The following is a 15,721-nucleotide window of genomic DNA, read 5'->3' as shown; positions in this document are numbered from 1 at the left end:
AATCAACCGAATTAATCGCTTTAATCCTTTTTTGTTGTAGTTAAGTCCTGAACCTAAGTCGTCTATAATTTCAACTTGCCAACCGTTTTGAGCGCAAAACAATTCGACAACTTCTTTTTGACGTTCTAAATCTTTCTTTTGATCATGACTAGAAACGCGACAATAGCCAACAGTATAGGAAAGATTCTCTTTTACTCCAAGCAACTGAGAGACGGTATAACGTCGATGCCCGTTAGCAGTTCTTTCTGGTATTAGTTTACCTTCAGACTCCCAACGTCTTAATGTCGATACGCTTACACCTTTTAATTTAGCCGCTTCTGATATGGTCAACTTACTCATAAAACTATTATAGCATAAGTCATGAGTAATTTTGGATAGTATTAGTTAGGTTTTTGGTTTCTGTGATTAACCCCCTCCAGGGCAGCCTGTGAGATGAGCGATCGCAAAACCTCAGCGTTCTCGGCAGTTATTCCCAGACGAGAGCGAAAGACTCTGGCTTGATTTTTTCCTCTGGAATGTTCTGGATTTAAGCAATAGCCAATCAGTTTTTCCATCGAGATTTCTGCCAGTTCCCCGTTGGGTAATTTCATCTGCGGCACTCCGAACTTTCTGACTTCCCTCAGAGCAACTCGATTCGCAATTGGCGGCCCACCACAGAAGCCGCCCGTTGGATAGTATCGAGGGAAACGCCCGTCTTTTCCGGGTCGAGGAGGCGGTCAAGTTGCGCTCGACTGGTCTGCATCCGCGCCGCCATCTCCGTTTTCGTCAGAGAGATCCGTTTCATCTCCTCAGCCAACTGCCGCAACCGTAACCGTTTGAGTGCCACCGCACTACAGTCCTCCTCAAGACCTTCTTCTTTGAGAAAAGCATCGAAATCGGAGCCAGTATGGGGGTTAGCGGTCATATTTTTCCTGTTCCTTCTTGCGCTAGTAGGGGCGAACGGCCGTTCGCCCCTACTAGATTTCCCGTTTTGGGGTTTTTGGGACTTCGCCGATGTTGCCGTGCGGCAGAATCATCTCCCCTCGGCTGATGTAAAAGATGACCCGCGTGATGCGTCTGCCCGTAGGGGCAATTCATGAATTGCCCCTACTCCGCACCTCCCATAAGTCTTGATAACCGGAAAGTGAACGGCACAGGGGCAGCCGATGGGAAAGCTAAACTCTACGTCCTTGATATCGCTGCCAATAATCCGGCAATCTTCACGGCTGAGAGTTTTCCACCAATCTTTGACTGGCTCCGACCCACCTTCGGCTCGAAAAAACTTGGCTGGCAGCCTTTTCAATCCTTACGTCCTCAGTTATCGTACCTTATATGGTACATCAATCGGATTAATGATATCTTCAACGGTCGCCCAGAAATTACTGGGAGTACCGCCCTTCGATTGGCGAAATATTGGCAAGTTTCCCCATATTTCCGGCTGAACCTGCAAATTCGTTACGATCATCTCCCCCCGCAAGGCGCACGAAGTGGTCTCCCCCCGCAACGCGCACGAAGTGGTCTCCCCCCGCAACGCGCACGAAGTGGTCTCCCCACTCCCCCATCACCCCACTTCATAATTCATAATTCATAATTCATAATTCCCACTCCCCACTCCTGTCCCCTAACCCACCCTGCTGATACGGATATCCCCCTTCTGGCTAATGTAAAGAAAACGTTACAGTAACAAGTAAAGCCCAGTAGCCAGGAAGTCGTCGATCATGTTTGAATACTTTAACCAGAAAGCTATCAAAGCGGTGATGTTCGCCCAAGAGGAAGCCCGTCGTACCGGTCACAGTGTCGTGGGTACGGAGCATTTACTGTTAGGATTGATAGGAGAAGCCACCGCCACCGCAGCCTTAATTCTCAAGGATTTAAAAGTTACCCTGCACGAAAGTCGCCGCCTGATTGAAGGAATGACTGGCCGCAGCACGGGTTACAGTCCCGTTAATATCCCTTTTACCCCGAAAGCGAAAAAGATCTTCGAGCAAGCATTTCAGGAAGCTCGACAATTAGGGGAAAAGGCGATCGCACCTGAACATCTATTACTCGCTATCACCAGCGATCCCGAATCCCTAGCCGCTAAAATTTTAATTATGCAGGGTGTTGATTTGATCAAACTTCGCGGCCTTTTACTTAAAAATGCCGGGGAAAAAGTCGCTAGTGGTCGCTTAACGGGTGATAGTGACTATGAAGACCAGAAAAATACTCCCCAAGGCGGTATTTTAGCCCAATATAGTCGCAATTTAAGCCAAGAGGTCAAAAATGGCAAAATTGACCCTTTAATCGGTAGAGAGCCAGAAATCGAGCGAGTTGTCCAAATTTTAGGCCGTCGCAGCAAAAGTAACCCGATTTTACTCGGTGCGCCGGGGGTGGGGAAAACAGCGATCGCTGAAGGGTTAGCACAACGCATCCATAATGGCGATATTCCCGAACTTTTGCAGGATAAACAGGTAATTGCCCTCGATATGGGGTCTTTACTGGCGGGAACCCGTTTTCGCGGCGATTTTGAGGAACGTTTAAAGGGTATCGTGGAGGAAGTTCGCAAATCGGGCAATATTATCCTGTTTATTGATGAAATTCACACTATTGTCGGTGCCGGTAGCATGGGAGGAGCTATGGATGCTTCTAACTTGCTTAAACCTGCTTTAGCTCGCGGGGAGTTACAGTGTTTAGGGGCAACGACTCTCGATGAGTATAAACGGCATATTGAGCGAGATGCGGCTCTAGAAAGACGTTTTCAGCCAGTTATGGTGGGAGAACCGACTAAAGAGCAGGCGATCGAGATTTTACGGGGTTTAAAAGCCACCTACGAGGATTTCCATCAGGTAAAATACGATCAAAAAGCGATCGAAGCTGCCGTTAATCTATCCTCTCGCTATATCAATGATCGCTTTTTACCGGACAAAGCGATCGATCTTCTCGATGAAGCGGGATCCCGCACCCATCTACGCTATTCCCTGCAAAGTAAAAGTCCTGCGGAGGTTAGGGAAGAATCACCCCTAATCAACCCCGAATCTTTAATTCCGGTGGTGGATGCGGAGGAAATCGCCCAAATTGTCGCCGCTTGGACAGGTATTCCCGTTACCCAATTAACTGAAACTGAGTCGGAATCGCTCTTAAATCTGGAATATCAACTGCACGAGCGGATTATTGGCCAACAGGAGGCAGTGAATGCCGTTTCTCGTGCTATTCGTCGAGCGCGAGTAAATTTAAAGAATCCTAATCGTCCGATTGCCTCGTTTATTTTTGCCGGTCCCACGGGAGTCGGTAAAACTGAATTAACGAAAGCCTTAGCTAAGTTGCTCTTTGGCTCGGAATCCAGTATGATTCGCCTAGATATGTCGGAATTTATGGAATCCCACACGGTTTCTAAGTTAATTGGTGCGCCTCCCGGATACATCGGTTACAATGAAGGCGGTCAGTTAACGGAAGCAGTGCGTCGTCAACCCTATAGAGTGGTTTTGTTTGACGAAATCGAGAAAGCACATCCCGATGTTTTTAATCTTCTCCTGCAACTGTTAGAAGATGGTCATTTGACCGATTCCCAAGGTCGTCGGGTGGACTTTAAGAATACCCTAATTATTATGACCTCGAATATTGGCTCAAAAGTCATCGAAAAAGGCGGTAATAGCTTAGGATTCGAGATTGCTGACGATTTTGCTCAATCGCGCTACCAACAGATTTCTAATCGGGTGACAGAGGAGTTAAAACAATATTTCCGTCCCGAATTTCTCAACCGTCTCGATGAAATCATTGTTTTCCGACAGTTAACTCGCGAAGAAGTTACCCAGATTGCCGATATTCTGATCGCGGATCTAGCCAAACAATTGAGAGAAAAAGGCATTTCTGTGGAAGTTACCGCCGCTTTTAAGGATTTGGTCATCAATGAGGGTTATGATCCTAGCTACGGTGCGCGGCCTTTACGTCGTGCTTTAACTCGACGCTTAGAGGATAGTTTAGCGGTCGCGATGTTATCGGGAAAAGTCAATTCTGGAGACCATGCGCTATTAGATGTCACTGCTGAAGCTGTGGTGACAGTCTCTAGTCATCAGCGCTCTGAGCAAAGCGATATTCTCTCGCAATTACAGTTACAACCAGTGGGTTAATCCCCTCAAAAATTGCTTTTTTCGGGGTTGAAAATGTTTCAACCCCGCTTTTTATCATCTAAGTAGCTGGTTATAATTAAATTAAAAATGGATTTTAGGTTCGATCCCCCCTGCCCTCCTTGATAAGGTAGGGTTGATTCATGAATCAACCCTACTATTTAGGGAACCAGCGTTCTTGAATTTGATTAATTGCCCAGCTGAAAATCGCCCCCGCAATTAAAATACTAATAGCAGGATTGAATAAGGGCAGCCAAAGACGCTGAAAAAGTTTAAATCCTAGGGGAATTCCCGTGGATTCACCGATAACAGCCAGGGCAAACCAGAGAAAGCCCGCTATTACTAAAAACACATCAAATATTAAGATTCTATTCAACCACTTGACAAATTGCTCTTTCATTGCATCAAAAACTTAGGTTATTTATACAGTTCATTCAGGAAAAAGTATAGCACTGTCACCTTAATCCCAAGCTCTCCAGAGCCAAGCTAGTCCAGCAGTAATGATTAAAACTTTAGTTAACCAATCTCCCCAGCGCACATATAAAGTTCTCGTATCCCGTCGATAAATTGTTTCGCTATGGATTTGATATTTATCTAAATCCGATAGCCAAAGGTGATTACCGTGGGGATCGACAAAAGCAGAATAACCTGTATTGGTGGCCCGGGCCATCCATCGATCGGTTTCGATCGCTCGCATGGTATCCTGAGCATGGTGTTGAGCGGGCATGGCGTGGCTATAATGGGCGTTATTAGAAGCGGTAATAATAAATTCGCCTCCCCTAGCAGTTTGACGGCGAAAATGTTCGGAAAAAGCCGACTCGTAACAAATGCCCACAATTATTTTACCGAAAGGACTGTCAATAATTTGATCAGGATTTCCCTGGATTAAATGCGCTTGCAAGGGAGAAAGGCGATCAACAATTCCGCCCAAAATTTCCTGAAAAGGAACGTATTCGCCTAAAGGCACGAGAATTACTTTATCATACCGACTAATCACCTGTCCCTCGCCATCAATGGTCAAGAGACTATTGTTATACCCCTTGTCCACCTTGCCAAATGCACCTAACCAGATCGGCGTTTTTTTGGCTAAAATTGCCGAATAAATCGAGCTATTATTGACTAAGTTCTCCCAATAGTAGGGTAAGGCGGTTTCAGGAGTTAAGACGGCATCTACTCCTCGATCAGCGAGAATTTGATAACCAGAGGTGTAACCTTCGATCGCCCTTTGAAATCCTAGGGGCGAAAGTTTAATCGTGTTGGGAATATTGCCCTGAATGACGCCAATTTTTATCCCTAAATCCCTTGACTTTTCGATCGGTTTATGGTATGTGTTCCATCCCCAGAGATGGAGGCTAAAACAAATAAGGAGGGGTAAAGAGAGAAAAGCGAGATTTTGCCGCGATTGACGGATTAGGAGCAAGCTTTCGGCGATTAAACCATTAACTGCTACAATTGCCGCCGTTACCGTCGTAAAACCCGATAATTTGCCCAATTGCAGAATCAATAAATTATGGGGACTTTGGCTATAAGCAAGGGTAGTCCACCAGAGAGGGGATTGACTCCAGAGAAATTCTAACCCACACCAGAGGGCAGTGCCGATGAAAACCCGTAGGAGGGCATCGCGAAAAGATGACTGATTAACACTTTTGTTGACATAAAACATAACTAACGTCCAAGTTAGCACGATCGCCGTTCCCCAAAAAGTGATAAACAACCAACAAAACAGGGCAATTAACAAACTCGCTAACCAGGGGACACCCATCCACGTCATCGGGTGAATTCCCGTGATCCAGAATAAAGCCAGACCATGGTAGGCAAAACCCCAGCCAAAACCGTATAAAAGCGGTTTTTTTAGGGATTTTTCCGCTAATCTCACAACAATCCACAGGGGGACTAGAGAAATCCATGCGAGTAACCACCAAGAAACCGGCGCTACTGTTAACCCCATCCCCACACCGGCCAAAATTGCCCAGAGAAAACGCACCATCTTTCACTCCAGTGAGGTTAAACTCCTCTGACCTACTAGATCAGAGTAGCTAGAGGGAAGACAAAACACAAGAGACACACAGAAGTTTTTCAGCACATCTACAATAGAGCAGTTAGCGAGTAAAAAAGCCCTTCCATGAGATGCTATGGCAAGCTATAGACTCAGACAAACAGGGATATGGGGAATGTCACCCTCACCCTGAAAGCCTAAACTCGGACTGAATAAGTGATTGAATACATGGATAATTTTAACCCCAAATTAACGGCTCTGTCTCTTGTCTTGAATGTCGAGGAAAATCTCGAAGATATTTTTCGGAAAATAGCTAGTATGAGCGCTCATCAATTGCGAGCGCGGCACTGTTCAATTATGTTAAGCTCTCCACAGGAATCAAAAGGGGAAATTACCGATTATCTAGAAGTTTTTGCCCATTATGATGATCGATCACCTTTGGCTGATCAAGAAATAATTAAACTCGATCAAGTTATTGCCGACAGTGTAGCGGCCACAGGAAAACCTTTACTAATTAAGGATATCACTCGATCGCCATTTTCCAGTGCAGCCCCTTATCCCAAAAAATCAAATAATAATAGTTTTATGGCCGCGCCGATTATCCTCAATCAGCAGGTAATCGGAGTAATTAATCTCAGTTTTCCCCTAGACAAAAAACATTTTGAACCATTAGATTTAGAAATCTTGCAGTTATTCGCTCAACAGGCAGCCCAATCCCTGCAAATTTTTCATTTGCAAGGGATATTAAAATCTCGTTTTGTGGCTATGGCAGTGACTAGAGAAATAGCAGAAATTCAGTGCGAACATTCGATCGCTGTCCATCCCTATCCCCCGAAATTAGCCAAAATTGTCGCTAAGGCTTTTTTTAAAGAATTAACTCAGGCCGGTTTTGGAACTCATCAAGTTATTGAGATTGCTAATGAGGTTTTGAATTTACTACAAAAGACTCTTAATAAACATAAAAATCGTCTGGAAGGAAAAGATTGAGCGCTAGTCAAGGGTTAAAACCTATTAACCTGCCACCCCTGTGCAGTCCTAAGAAGTAATTGAGATAGTTAACAGCTTAATTTACTGATTACCGCTGCCGTCCTGCCGTCCTAATTCATAGACACCACAGGCAACACAGGCGAGAATACCGACACTAATCGGCCAACTTTTTCCTAAACTAATCTCGATTAACCAATCGGAGAAACCGCCGAGAATGAGAAAGGGAATAATACTAAAGATAGAGGCATAAAAAGCATTTTGGGATTCTCTGGCGACGCGAGTTTTTTCAAACTCCTCTAGGGAAGTATAGAGGAAACGCTCGGCAAAATTAAACCAGCGATAGAAAATTTCTATAAACCAATTTCGCACCCCAGCTAACCCCAGATACAATGCTAAAGACCAGAGACAGCTACCGGCAATAAAGGCCGGGGAAATATTGATAGTGAAGGGCAGAAAGTCGATTACCATAAATGAGAGCCACAGGAGTGATAAATTTGAGCGAGCGGCTTGATCGATCTTAACAAGTCTTGACCCCGGCACCAAAAAGTTGACATCCTCACCGCCGGGGCCGGACGGTGATTTCCAAACCTGACGATTTGGGTTTCTGTTTGGGGTCCCTTACCCGGTTTCGCGGCTGCCTTAACAGATTTACCCCCCTCTGGTCAACAGGTCGCCACCAGGACTGGGAAAATGGGGAAATGGGGAAATTCAACTAAAACCCCTTCGCTGTGATTTCTCTGTGTTCTGACATGGAGAGCTTTATTGTCAACTAATCTTACACCGCCCAAGGTGCGCCGCAATAGCGACTCTTGTTCTGGTGTTGGGTAAAATCGGTAGCGATCGGCTTTCCCCATACCTGACCTTCTGGCATATATCCTGTAAATGCGCTAGTATTTAACAGTAAATCCAACCTAGAACGGCGGGGTTTCAGACCCAATTTTTTTGATGAAAAGTTTTTTTAAGAAACCTTATCGGTTAGGAATTTTGATGCTTGTATCGACAAGTTTAATGGCCTGTAGTGCCTTAAACTATAGCTCTTTTACGGAACTCGTGCCATCTTTCTCTCCCGCTCCTTCTCCCTCTCCTTTAGATGCGGCAACTTTACTTGTTTTAGAGAATAAAATCTATCAACAGGTCAATCGCTATCGTCAATCTCGTAATTTATCTCCCCTACTGTTAAATCGAGCAATTTCGCAACAGGCAAGATTACATAGCCAACGTATGGCCGCGGGTTTAGTTCCTTTTAGTCACCAAGATTTTGACAAAAGAGCGCAAACTATTGGTGTTTCGGTTCCCTATGAAGCGGTGGGGGAAAATGTGGCAGTTAATCAAGGTTATGATGACCCGGTAATGATTGCTGTGGATGGCTGGATTAAAAGTCAAGGTCATCGGAAAAATATGGAGGGAGATTTTGATAGTACCGGGATTGGAGTAGCGACGGATAATCAAGGAAAATTGTACTTTACTCAAATATTTCTAAAACGTCAATCCGCTCCTGTTTCTACTAATTCCCTTAGCTACGATCCTATCCAGAATCAATCTTTTTTAATTACCCTCGAAGAAAACACTAATTATCAAGTTAATCGCTACCGAATTTCTCAAAATTTACCGCCCCTACGTCTCGATGCTCGCGTTAGTCATGAAGCTCGCTTATTTAGTCAAAAAATGGCCAATAAACAGGCTCCTTTTAGTCATGATGGTTTTGAGGGAAGAGTCAAGGCAGTACAAAGGATGATCCCTTTAGAAAAAATGGGCGAAAACTTGGCTTTTATGAAGGGATATCCTGACCCTGTTGCTGTTGCCGTCAAGGGTTGGATTAATAGTCCTGGTCATCAAAAAAATATGGTTGGTGATTATAATCTCACCGGTATCGGTATCGCTAAAAATAATGTTGGTGAATATTATTTTACACAACTTTTTGTTAAAAAGCGTTGACAAAATCCCCCCGATGATACTTAAATTTAATTACCAGTTTTTAACATCAGTTATCAGTTATCATTTAAGTAGTCGGACATAAATTCTGTGGTCTATCTTAAGAAATGTAAATTGCCGCAATTCTTACTGACGACCGACTCCTTACCCCACAGTTAACTTTACTTTTGTCCAACTACTTATCAGGGAAATAAAGGCAGTCGTGCGATAGGCAAAAGCATTACAAATTTCCCTCCTGTCTCCTGTCTCCTGTCTCCTATCTTCTAACTATATGAACTTAGACAATTTTCAAGTGTGCGATCGAGATTTAAGCGATGACCTATTATCCCGTTATCTAGGGGTTAATTCGATCGCTGTAGATACAGAAACTATGGGATTAATACCGGGGCGCGATCGACTGTGTTTAATTCAACTCTGTGATCCCAGTGGTTTTGTCACCGCTATTCGCGTTTTTAGGGGGCAAACAGAGGCTCCTAATCTCAAAAAGGTCATGGAAGATGAGCGGATAGAAAAAGTCTTTCATTTCGCCCGTTTTGATGTGGCTCAACTGTCCCATACTTTTGCCATTGCCACTCAACCGATTTTCTGTACCAAAATCGCCAGTAAACTGGCTCGGACTTATACCAGCAGTCACGGTTTAAAAAGTCTCGTGCAGGAATTGGAAGGCATAGAATTAGACAAAACCGCTCAGAGTTCTGATTGGGGAAATGCCGCTAATCTCACCCCACAACAACTGAGTTATGCTGCTAACGATGTGCGCTATTTACTGTCAGTGCGAGATAAATTGATGGTGATGATGCAAAGGGAAGAAAGATGGGAATTAGCCCAAAAATGCTTTAGTTGTATCCCCATCTTCACCGCTTTAGATTTACAGCAATACAAAGATATATTTGAGCATTAGCCAGCACAAGTTACAGTCTATTTAATAAGTAAATAGAAGAGAGATTTTGTCTTTGATCCCCCCTTAATCCCCCCTTGATAAGGGGGGTGCTGATCCCCCCTTAATCCCCCCTTAATAAGGGGGGTATCTGACAATTTTTAACACCCACCTACTTAGTATGATTGACTCCCAATCGAACTTTAAAAACCCAGTTATGGATTGTTTCTTCCCACTTCCCCACTTCCCACTTCCCACTTCCCCACTTCCCACTTCCATCACTGTTTACTGATCACTGAAAATGCTCTCTAGGGCCAAAAGCTGCCAAGATCACAAAAAAGACCGCTATGATCGAAAATAGAAATCATCGTCATTGGTAGAGAATAGGTAAAAAATCTATGACATCTTATGCGGCCTCCTCTGCACGAGCCGAAATGAGCGAACTTCGGCGCCTAAAAACCCTACTACCTCCAGAATTACAAAGTTGGGTAACGGTAGAAGGTTCCACAGAGGTTAATCCCCCCCTGATCCGTTGTGAAGAAATTGGCAGAGATGAGGTAGAAATTCAGATAGATTTAGCCAAATGGGAAAATTTAGCCATCGATCAGCGTAATTTGCTCTTTTGGCATGAAGTCGCCAGGATTCAAAATGATAGTATTCCCCGGGAAGGCTGGGAAATGGCCGCCCTCGCTATTGGCTTAGGTGGTGCGGTGGGGGAATTATGGGTACAGGACGGGTTATTATTGCTTTTGGCTATGGGATTATGTGGGATTTCCGGTTATCGTCTCTGGCGCAAAAATAATGGCGATAAAATTCTCAAAGAAGCGATCGAAGCCGATGAAAAAGCGATCGCCTTGGCCACCCGTTTCGGTTATTCTCTCCCCAACGCCTACAAGAGCCTAGGCAGTGCCTTTAAAACCCTAATTGAACAAACGCCCAACCGTCGTCTGCGTAAGCGTTATGAGACCCGTTTAGATGCCCTGAGAAAGAGTGCAGCCAAAGCGAAAGCCCAAACCCAAGGCCGTCCGCCCCTAGGTGAGATTCGTTAGCCGATGATCACAGGTAATCTCTGACATTACCCATTGGTATTTGGGGAAAAGTGTAGTAAACATTTAAGTGGGTCATCAGGCCTTGTTCATCTATCAAACCATCTCTTTGTGTCGATGACTTCCCAAATTCCTGAAACACGTTTTCTGATCATTCCGATGGAGTATCCGGTTTTGCGGATGCCGGATCGCTTGACTGTCTTGGAAGCAGTACAGTTCAAGGATCTGTTTCACCATCTCATCGCCCAAACACCCACTCCCGAAAAAGTCATTCTTGATCTAAATGCCACTCAATTTATGGATAGTAGTGGTGTGGGTGCTTTAGTCCATAATCTCAAAGCGGCCAGGGCAGAAAATATCGAGTTAGTGCTGGCTAACGTCCATCCCCCAGTGATGGGGGTTTTATCGATTACGGGACTAGATCAATTATTCACTTTCCAAACCTCCCCCCTAGCAGCCCAAGAAAAGAGCTTTACTGCCAATGAAAACCATCTACCGGAAACCCATCCCTCGATTCGCAGTTGGTTAAAGCGCGGTCTTGACATTGTTGGTGGGATCGTGGGTTTATTAATCACGGGGGTTATTTTTGTCCCCATTGCTATCGCTATTAAGTTAGACAGTCCCGGTCCAATTTTTTTCAGTCAAACCCGCTGCGGTTGGTTGGGAAAGGAATTTAAAATTCTTAAGTTTCGTTCCATGTGTGTGGATGCAGAAGCACTCAAGGATAAAATCCCCAATCAAGCGGAGGGAGCTTTTTTTAAAAATAAAAATGATCCCCGGATTACCCGGGTAGGAAAATTTTTACGTCGCACCAGTTTAGACGAATTGCCCCAGTTTTGGAATGTGATCACCGGTGAAATGAGTCTTGTTGGCACTCGTCCTCCCACCCCCGATGAGGTGGAACGCTACGATGTTCCCCAATGGCAACGTTTAGATGTAAAACCCGGTATGACGGGAGAATGGCAGGTGAATGGTCGCTCTCGGGTGAGTAATTTTGAAGAGGTAATTCAACTAGATTTGCGCTATCAAGAAAATTGGAGTTTAGGCTACGATCTACAACTGATTTTTAAAACAATTTTGATTCTCTTTCAAAAAAACAGTGGTGCCTTCTGAAGTCTTAAATTCCCCTTCTTTCCCCCTCCAATTCCATCTACAAGTCCAGACGGAATTGGCAGCTTTAATCCCAGTCCTACAATGGTTTGAATCTCACGGCCGCTCTTTTCTACCCGACTCGGTGCTTTGGCAGTGTAAGGTGGCTTTAGCAGAAGGATTTACTAATGCTGTCCGTTACGCTCACCAACATTTACCACCGACTACACCGATCGATCTAGAATTAACTTTAAAGTCCCATTCTCTAGAAATAAGAATATGGGATCACGGTCAATCTTTTGATCTACAAGCAAAACTTGATTCTCTACAACAACATCCCGTCGCACCTTTGGAAATGGAAAGCGATCGAGGATTAATTTTTATGCGTTCTCTTACTGATACTTTACAATATATCCGCACTGGCGAAGGGAGAAATTGTTTAATTCTCCAGAAAAGTTTTTAAGTCAATTTATCCCCTGCTAGAAACTCCGTCCATGGCACAGGTTTCCAGACGAGAAAAAACAATTATCCCACCCCCCACACCCCACACAAGGGTGGGGAGATGTCCCCAGGGTGCTTTGAGAGAGAAAGTAATTTGATCGTAGTATAACCACTTGTTATTAACTCGCCAACCGACTTTTGCTCCAAAAGCGTTCCATTTTTGTTGATCATAATTGCCGCTTCCTCCCAAACTTTCATAGATTCTTTTCTGAACAGATATACCGAATTTTCCCTGACTATATTTTAACCAGAGTTGATTGATAGTGGCTAAATCTTCACAGGGAAAGTTATCTATGTCTTCTATCTTAAGATATTTTTCTTTAGTTCGATCGGCAACTTTTAAGAAGAGATTAGCCGTTTCTTGATCTGCCTCTTGCCATTTTTCTTGCGCTAAGAAATCCCGTAGGTTAGTGTAATCAATTTCCTTGGCACTTTTGAGGTTAATTTCCTCCCTGGTGGCGGCTGGAAAAACCGTTTCTTGAATTGTATTCTGTGATCGGGGTTTTGGCGGAATCACGAAGGCTAATTTTACTGCTAACTCTTGCAGGACTTCCCCAGCTGATTGATAACGTTTTTTGGTGCCAAATTCAATTAATTTATCTAGAATTTTACCTAATTCAACACTAACAGGATTATTAATCAGGTGCTGTCTCCATACCCATTCATGTTCACTCACATCGAATAATTCAAAGGGAGATATTCCCGTTAATAAATAGATACAAGTGACTCCCAAACTATATAAATCACTGCTATTAATCGCTTTGCCATTACTTTGTTCTGGAGCGATATATCCCGCCGAACCGATCACTGTTCCTGTCAGGGAAAGGTTAGCAATGGGCATGAATTTAGAGGCACCAAAATCCACTAAAATTATTTTATTATCGCTGCGTCTCCTAATTATATTAGCTGGTTTAATATCCCGATGAATGACTCTTTTAGCATGGATAAAATCAAGAATTGGCAAAATTTCCAATAAAAGATGTTTGACCTTTTCCTCATTGAAAACTCCCTCGCTTTGTAATTCTTGTTCTAGATTTTCTCCCTCAATATATTCTTGAACAAGATATTGTCGCCCATCATTGCTGGTAAAATAGGCATAGAGGGAGGGAATTTGTGGGTGTTGACCGAGATTATCTAAACTAATCGCTTCTTCTTTAAATAATTCCGCCGCTTTCTTGAGAGCATTGCTACCTTGAGCGCTAGGAAAAAATTGTTTAATCACACAATAAGGTTTAGAAGGTTTATCCTCATCAATTGCTTGAAAAGTTTTACCGAAACCTCCTTGACCAATTAATTTTATAGCACGATAACGATCTTTTAGTAATAATTGAAAGCGACATTTTTGACAGAATTTATCTGTAGGATCATTGTTATATAGACAATCGGGATTAAGACATAAACTCATTGTTAGTTCAAAGAGGGATAGGGAAGATGTTTCAGTGAGCAGTAAACTGATAACTGATAACTGATAACTGATAACTGATAACTGATAGCTAAATCGAGGTTTCTTCCTCTAGCCAAATTTCTGGCTGTTGATTTAATAAAAGCTGGGCTGCCTCTAACATATCATCGACAATATCGCGCAAATCTGTCTTATTATCGATATAAGCTTTTAACGCCTCCATCGGATCTAATTGATTACCCACCCCTAATTCCGGTAAACGGGGACGGGTTAATTGACTAATTAATTCCGCCCGAATACTATAACTATGGGCAGTTTTTAACGCTTCGTCAAGCTGATTGGTGTTGATTAGTTCTAATTGTTCACTGCGAATTTTATAAACTAAGCGGATAACTGCTTCCTGAATATCGTGTTTTTTGAGAGCTTTCAGCAATTCTTTTTGGGGGTTTTCTGCCTCGGAAACATCCACTTCGATGGAACGGAAAGGACGCACGGGTAAAGGACAAAATTCCCATTTAACCTCTCCTTTAGCCACTTCTATTAAAACATAGCCCTTATCTTCTTTTTCCTCGCTAAAATCCACTCGATCGATGCTCCCGGGATAGACAATGGGCGGATCATTGCTAGGATTAAGATTTTGATGTTTGTGAACATGACCGAGGGCAACGTACTCGAATTGTGGACGATTTAGCAGGGATAAAGGTACGGTAAAACCTTTACCAACCGCTAAAAATCTTTCTGCTCCTAAACTAGCTCGATCGGCCATTAAATGGGCTAATAAAACTGTTGGTACACTTGTATCTAATTGGCGGATTTCTCCTTCTAAAACCGGTTCTAAACGGTTAATTAATAATTCATTTACCCCACTCAAGGATAAACCCTCGGTTTCGGGACGGGTTAAGAGAGTGGCCCGGGTTAACCAGGGTAAAGTAATGACTTGGATATCGCCATTGCGGGTGGTGATGCGATGGGTGGTCAGGCGATCGCCAACAATAAACCCCGGCACCGCTAGGGTACGATAGATGGAGAGACTGACACCGCCATTACCATGAGAATGTTGATCGTGATTACCCACTAATAACACCGTCGGGATATTAGCATCGGCAAGACGACGGAATTGACTGGCAAAAGCTTCGTGAACAAAGGGAGGAGGAGTGGCGTCGGGAAAGGCATCTCCCCCAAAAAGCACTAGATCCACAGGGGAGGCAATAGCCCGATCGATACAGAGGCTTAAACTGCCCATAAAATCCTCTAAACGCGTGTTTAATCCCGTTTTTGGATTTAAACGTCCATGGGAAAAACCGCTCCCCATGTGAATATCCGATAAGTGCAGTATTTTAATCATAGTAAAGGAAAAACAGGCGTAATTAAGTACACCTGTTCAGGATTATTTTCCTAATTTTTTATCGCCATCTTGACGACGGCGATCGCGCCATTCTGTAGTCGTCAGGTAGAGAATGCCACCACTGACGATAACGAGGAGAATTAAGGCGACTAGAAAGAGAGTGTTGAGAATCAAGGATGTTTCCATGGTATCTATAGATTACCTAGAAACCGTTACGACCCCAAACCACCATGGCGATCGACCAAGTGAACAGGGCGAGAATGCTAACCCAACCAAGTGTCAAAATATCCATAATTGCCTTTGTTAAACGAATTACTTAGGAGTTGACACTCTCCGCCCTAAAAGTGCGGAGATTCTTGGGCTGAATCTTGCCGCTACTAGCAAAGCTAATTTTGGTCTTACAGTTTCATGTCTAGTCCGACTACACCTACAAGGTAAGCACTCTTAAAGACTACTCCCCAAGC

Annotated in this window: 17 protein-coding genes and 2 pseudogenes; 8 read left to right on the top strand and 11 right to left on the bottom strand. The window is 43.7% G+C overall.

Translation table 11 applies throughout. From position 1 onward, the window contains the following. The 3 genes and pseudogenes from O9300_RS12450 to O9300_RS12440 form a co-directional block, all read right to left on the bottom strand. Positions 1 to 339 (bottom strand): IS607 family transposase (locus tag O9300_RS12450; RefSeq protein WP_287971920.1); only part of this gene is annotated, 339 nt, incomplete at its 3' end. Positions 340 to 410: 71 nt separating this feature from the next. After that, positions 411 to 590, bottom strand: a pseudogene (locus O9300_RS12445) (DUF6883 domain-containing protein); the annotation flags it as partial. Positions 591 to 619: 29 nt separating this feature from the next. Then, entirely contained in the window at positions 620 to 904 is a 285-nt protein-coding gene (locus tag O9300_RS12440; RefSeq protein WP_194014013.1) for a helix-turn-helix domain-containing protein, read from the bottom strand. Between the two features lie 171 nt (positions 905 to 1,075). Here O9300_RS12440 and O9300_RS12435 point away from each other — a divergent pair, with 171 nt between their 5' ends. Both O9300_RS12435 and O9300_RS12430 read left to right on the top strand, forming a co-directional pair. Continuing rightward, a complete protein-coding gene (locus tag O9300_RS12435) occupies positions 1,076 to 1,570 on the top strand; it encodes a helix-turn-helix transcriptional regulator (RefSeq protein WP_287971918.1) in 495 nt (164 codons plus the stop codon). A 127-nt stretch (positions 1,571 to 1,697) separates the two neighbouring features. Beyond that, a complete protein-coding gene (locus tag O9300_RS12430) occupies positions 1,698 to 4,085 on the top strand; it encodes an ATP-dependent Clp protease ATP-binding subunit (RefSeq protein WP_287971916.1) in 2,388 nt (795 codons plus the stop codon). Positions 4,086 to 4,239: 154 nt separating this feature from the next. Here the strand turns inward: O9300_RS12430 and O9300_RS12425 are convergent, their stop codons facing one another. Continuing rightward, the gene (locus O9300_RS12425; RefSeq protein ID WP_147069592.1) at positions 4,240 to 4,482 is read right to left on the bottom strand and encodes a DUF8620 family protein; all 243 of its coding nucleotides are present in this window, start codon (positions 4,480 to 4,482) and stop codon (positions 4,240 to 4,242) included. 60 nt (positions 4,483 to 4,542) lie between these two features. Beyond that, positions 4,543 to 6,069, bottom strand: coding sequence for an apolipoprotein N-acyltransferase (gene lnt, locus O9300_RS12420; RefSeq protein WP_190719487.1), 1,527 nt, complete (start codon positions 6,067 to 6,069; stop codon positions 4,543 to 4,545). Positions 6,070 to 6,306: 237 nt separating this feature from the next. Here lnt and O9300_RS12415 point away from each other — a divergent pair, with 237 nt between their 5' ends. Beyond that, a complete protein-coding gene (locus O9300_RS12415; protein WP_287971914.1) occupies positions 6,307 to 7,065 on the top strand; it encodes a GAF domain-containing protein in 759 nt (252 codons plus the stop codon). An 81-nt stretch (positions 7,066 to 7,146) separates the two neighbouring features. Here the strand turns inward: O9300_RS12415 and O9300_RS12410 are convergent, their stop codons facing one another. Together O9300_RS12410 and O9300_RS19700 are read right to left on the bottom strand one after the other, a co-directional pair. Beyond that, positions 7,147 to 7,533, bottom strand: coding sequence for a hypothetical protein (locus O9300_RS12410; protein ID WP_190719495.1), 387 nt, complete (start codon positions 7,531 to 7,533; stop codon positions 7,147 to 7,149). Positions 7,534 to 7,802: 269 nt separating this feature from the next. Beyond that, positions 7,803 to 7,919: pseudogene (locus tag O9300_RS19700) on the bottom strand (helix-turn-helix domain-containing protein); the annotation flags it as partial. Positions 7,920 to 8,010: 91 nt separating this feature from the next. Between O9300_RS19700 and O9300_RS12400 the strand changes: the two are divergent. The 5 genes from O9300_RS12400 to O9300_RS12380 all read left to right on the top strand — a co-directional run bounded on the left by O9300_RS12400 (position 8,011) and on the right by O9300_RS12380 (position 12,472). Next, complete coding sequence (locus tag O9300_RS12400; protein ID WP_287971912.1) at positions 8,011 to 9,000, top strand: CAP domain-containing protein; 990 nt, start codon at positions 8,011 to 8,013, stop codon at positions 8,998 to 9,000. A 268-nt stretch (positions 9,001 to 9,268) separates the two neighbouring features. Next, positions 9,269 to 9,898 carry a ribonuclease D gene (locus O9300_RS12395; protein WP_147069601.1) on the top strand — a complete coding sequence of 210 codons (630 nt, stop codon included), beginning with the start codon at positions 9,269 to 9,271 and terminating at the stop codon, positions 9,896 to 9,898. A 374-nt stretch (positions 9,899 to 10,272) separates the two neighbouring features. Continuing rightward, positions 10,273 to 10,923 carry a DUF3318 domain-containing protein gene (locus O9300_RS12390; protein ID WP_002756971.1) on the top strand — a complete coding sequence of 217 codons (651 nt, stop codon included), beginning with the start codon at positions 10,273 to 10,275 and terminating at the stop codon, positions 10,921 to 10,923. A gap of 114 nt (positions 10,924 to 11,037) precedes the next feature. Continuing rightward, on the top strand, positions 11,038 to 12,033 hold the full coding sequence (locus O9300_RS12385; protein ID WP_190719505.1) for an anti-sigma factor antagonist: 996 nt from the start codon (positions 11,038 to 11,040) through the stop codon (positions 12,031 to 12,033). Next, a complete protein-coding gene (locus O9300_RS12380; RefSeq protein ID WP_190719508.1) occupies positions 12,020 to 12,472 on the top strand; it encodes an ATP-binding protein in 453 nt (150 codons plus the stop codon). Before O9300_RS12385 ends, O9300_RS12380 begins: the two co-directional genes overlap by 14 nt. Before the next feature lie 6 nt (positions 12,473 to 12,478). On the opposite strand, the gene O9300_RS12375 is transcribed toward O9300_RS12380, so the two are convergent. The 4 genes from O9300_RS12375 to petN all read right to left on the bottom strand — a co-directional run bounded on the left by O9300_RS12375 (position 12,479) and on the right by petN (position 15,549). After that, complete coding sequence (locus O9300_RS12375) at positions 12,479 to 13,915, bottom strand: serine/threonine-protein kinase (RefSeq protein WP_287971910.1); 1,437 nt, start codon at positions 13,913 to 13,915, stop codon at positions 12,479 to 12,481. Between the two features lie 88 nt (positions 13,916 to 14,003). Then, positions 14,004 to 15,257: an exonuclease subunit SbcD gene (gene sbcD, locus O9300_RS12370; RefSeq protein ID WP_125730233.1), complete on the bottom strand. Its 1,254-nt coding sequence runs from the start codon at positions 15,255 to 15,257 to the stop codon at positions 14,004 to 14,006. A gap of 42 nt (positions 15,258 to 15,299) precedes the next feature. Then, positions 15,300 to 15,443: a hypothetical protein gene (locus tag O9300_RS12365; protein WP_002736416.1), complete on the bottom strand. Its 144-nt coding sequence runs from the start codon at positions 15,441 to 15,443 to the stop codon at positions 15,300 to 15,302. A gap of 16 nt (positions 15,444 to 15,459) precedes the next feature. Further along, positions 15,460 to 15,549 (bottom strand): cytochrome b6-f complex subunit PetN, encoded by a 90-nt coding sequence (petN, locus tag O9300_RS12360; RefSeq protein WP_012265708.1) that lies wholly within the window; start codon positions 15,547 to 15,549, stop codon positions 15,460 to 15,462. Positions 15,550 to 15,721: the final 172 nt, after the last annotated feature.

This window comes from Microcystis sp. LE19-195.1E (assembly GCF_027532095.1).
Classification (GTDB): domain Bacteria; phylum Cyanobacteriota; class Cyanobacteriia; order Cyanobacteriales; family Microcystaceae; genus Microcystis; species Microcystis aeruginosa.
This window is presented reverse-complemented; position numbering and strand designations above follow the sequence as displayed.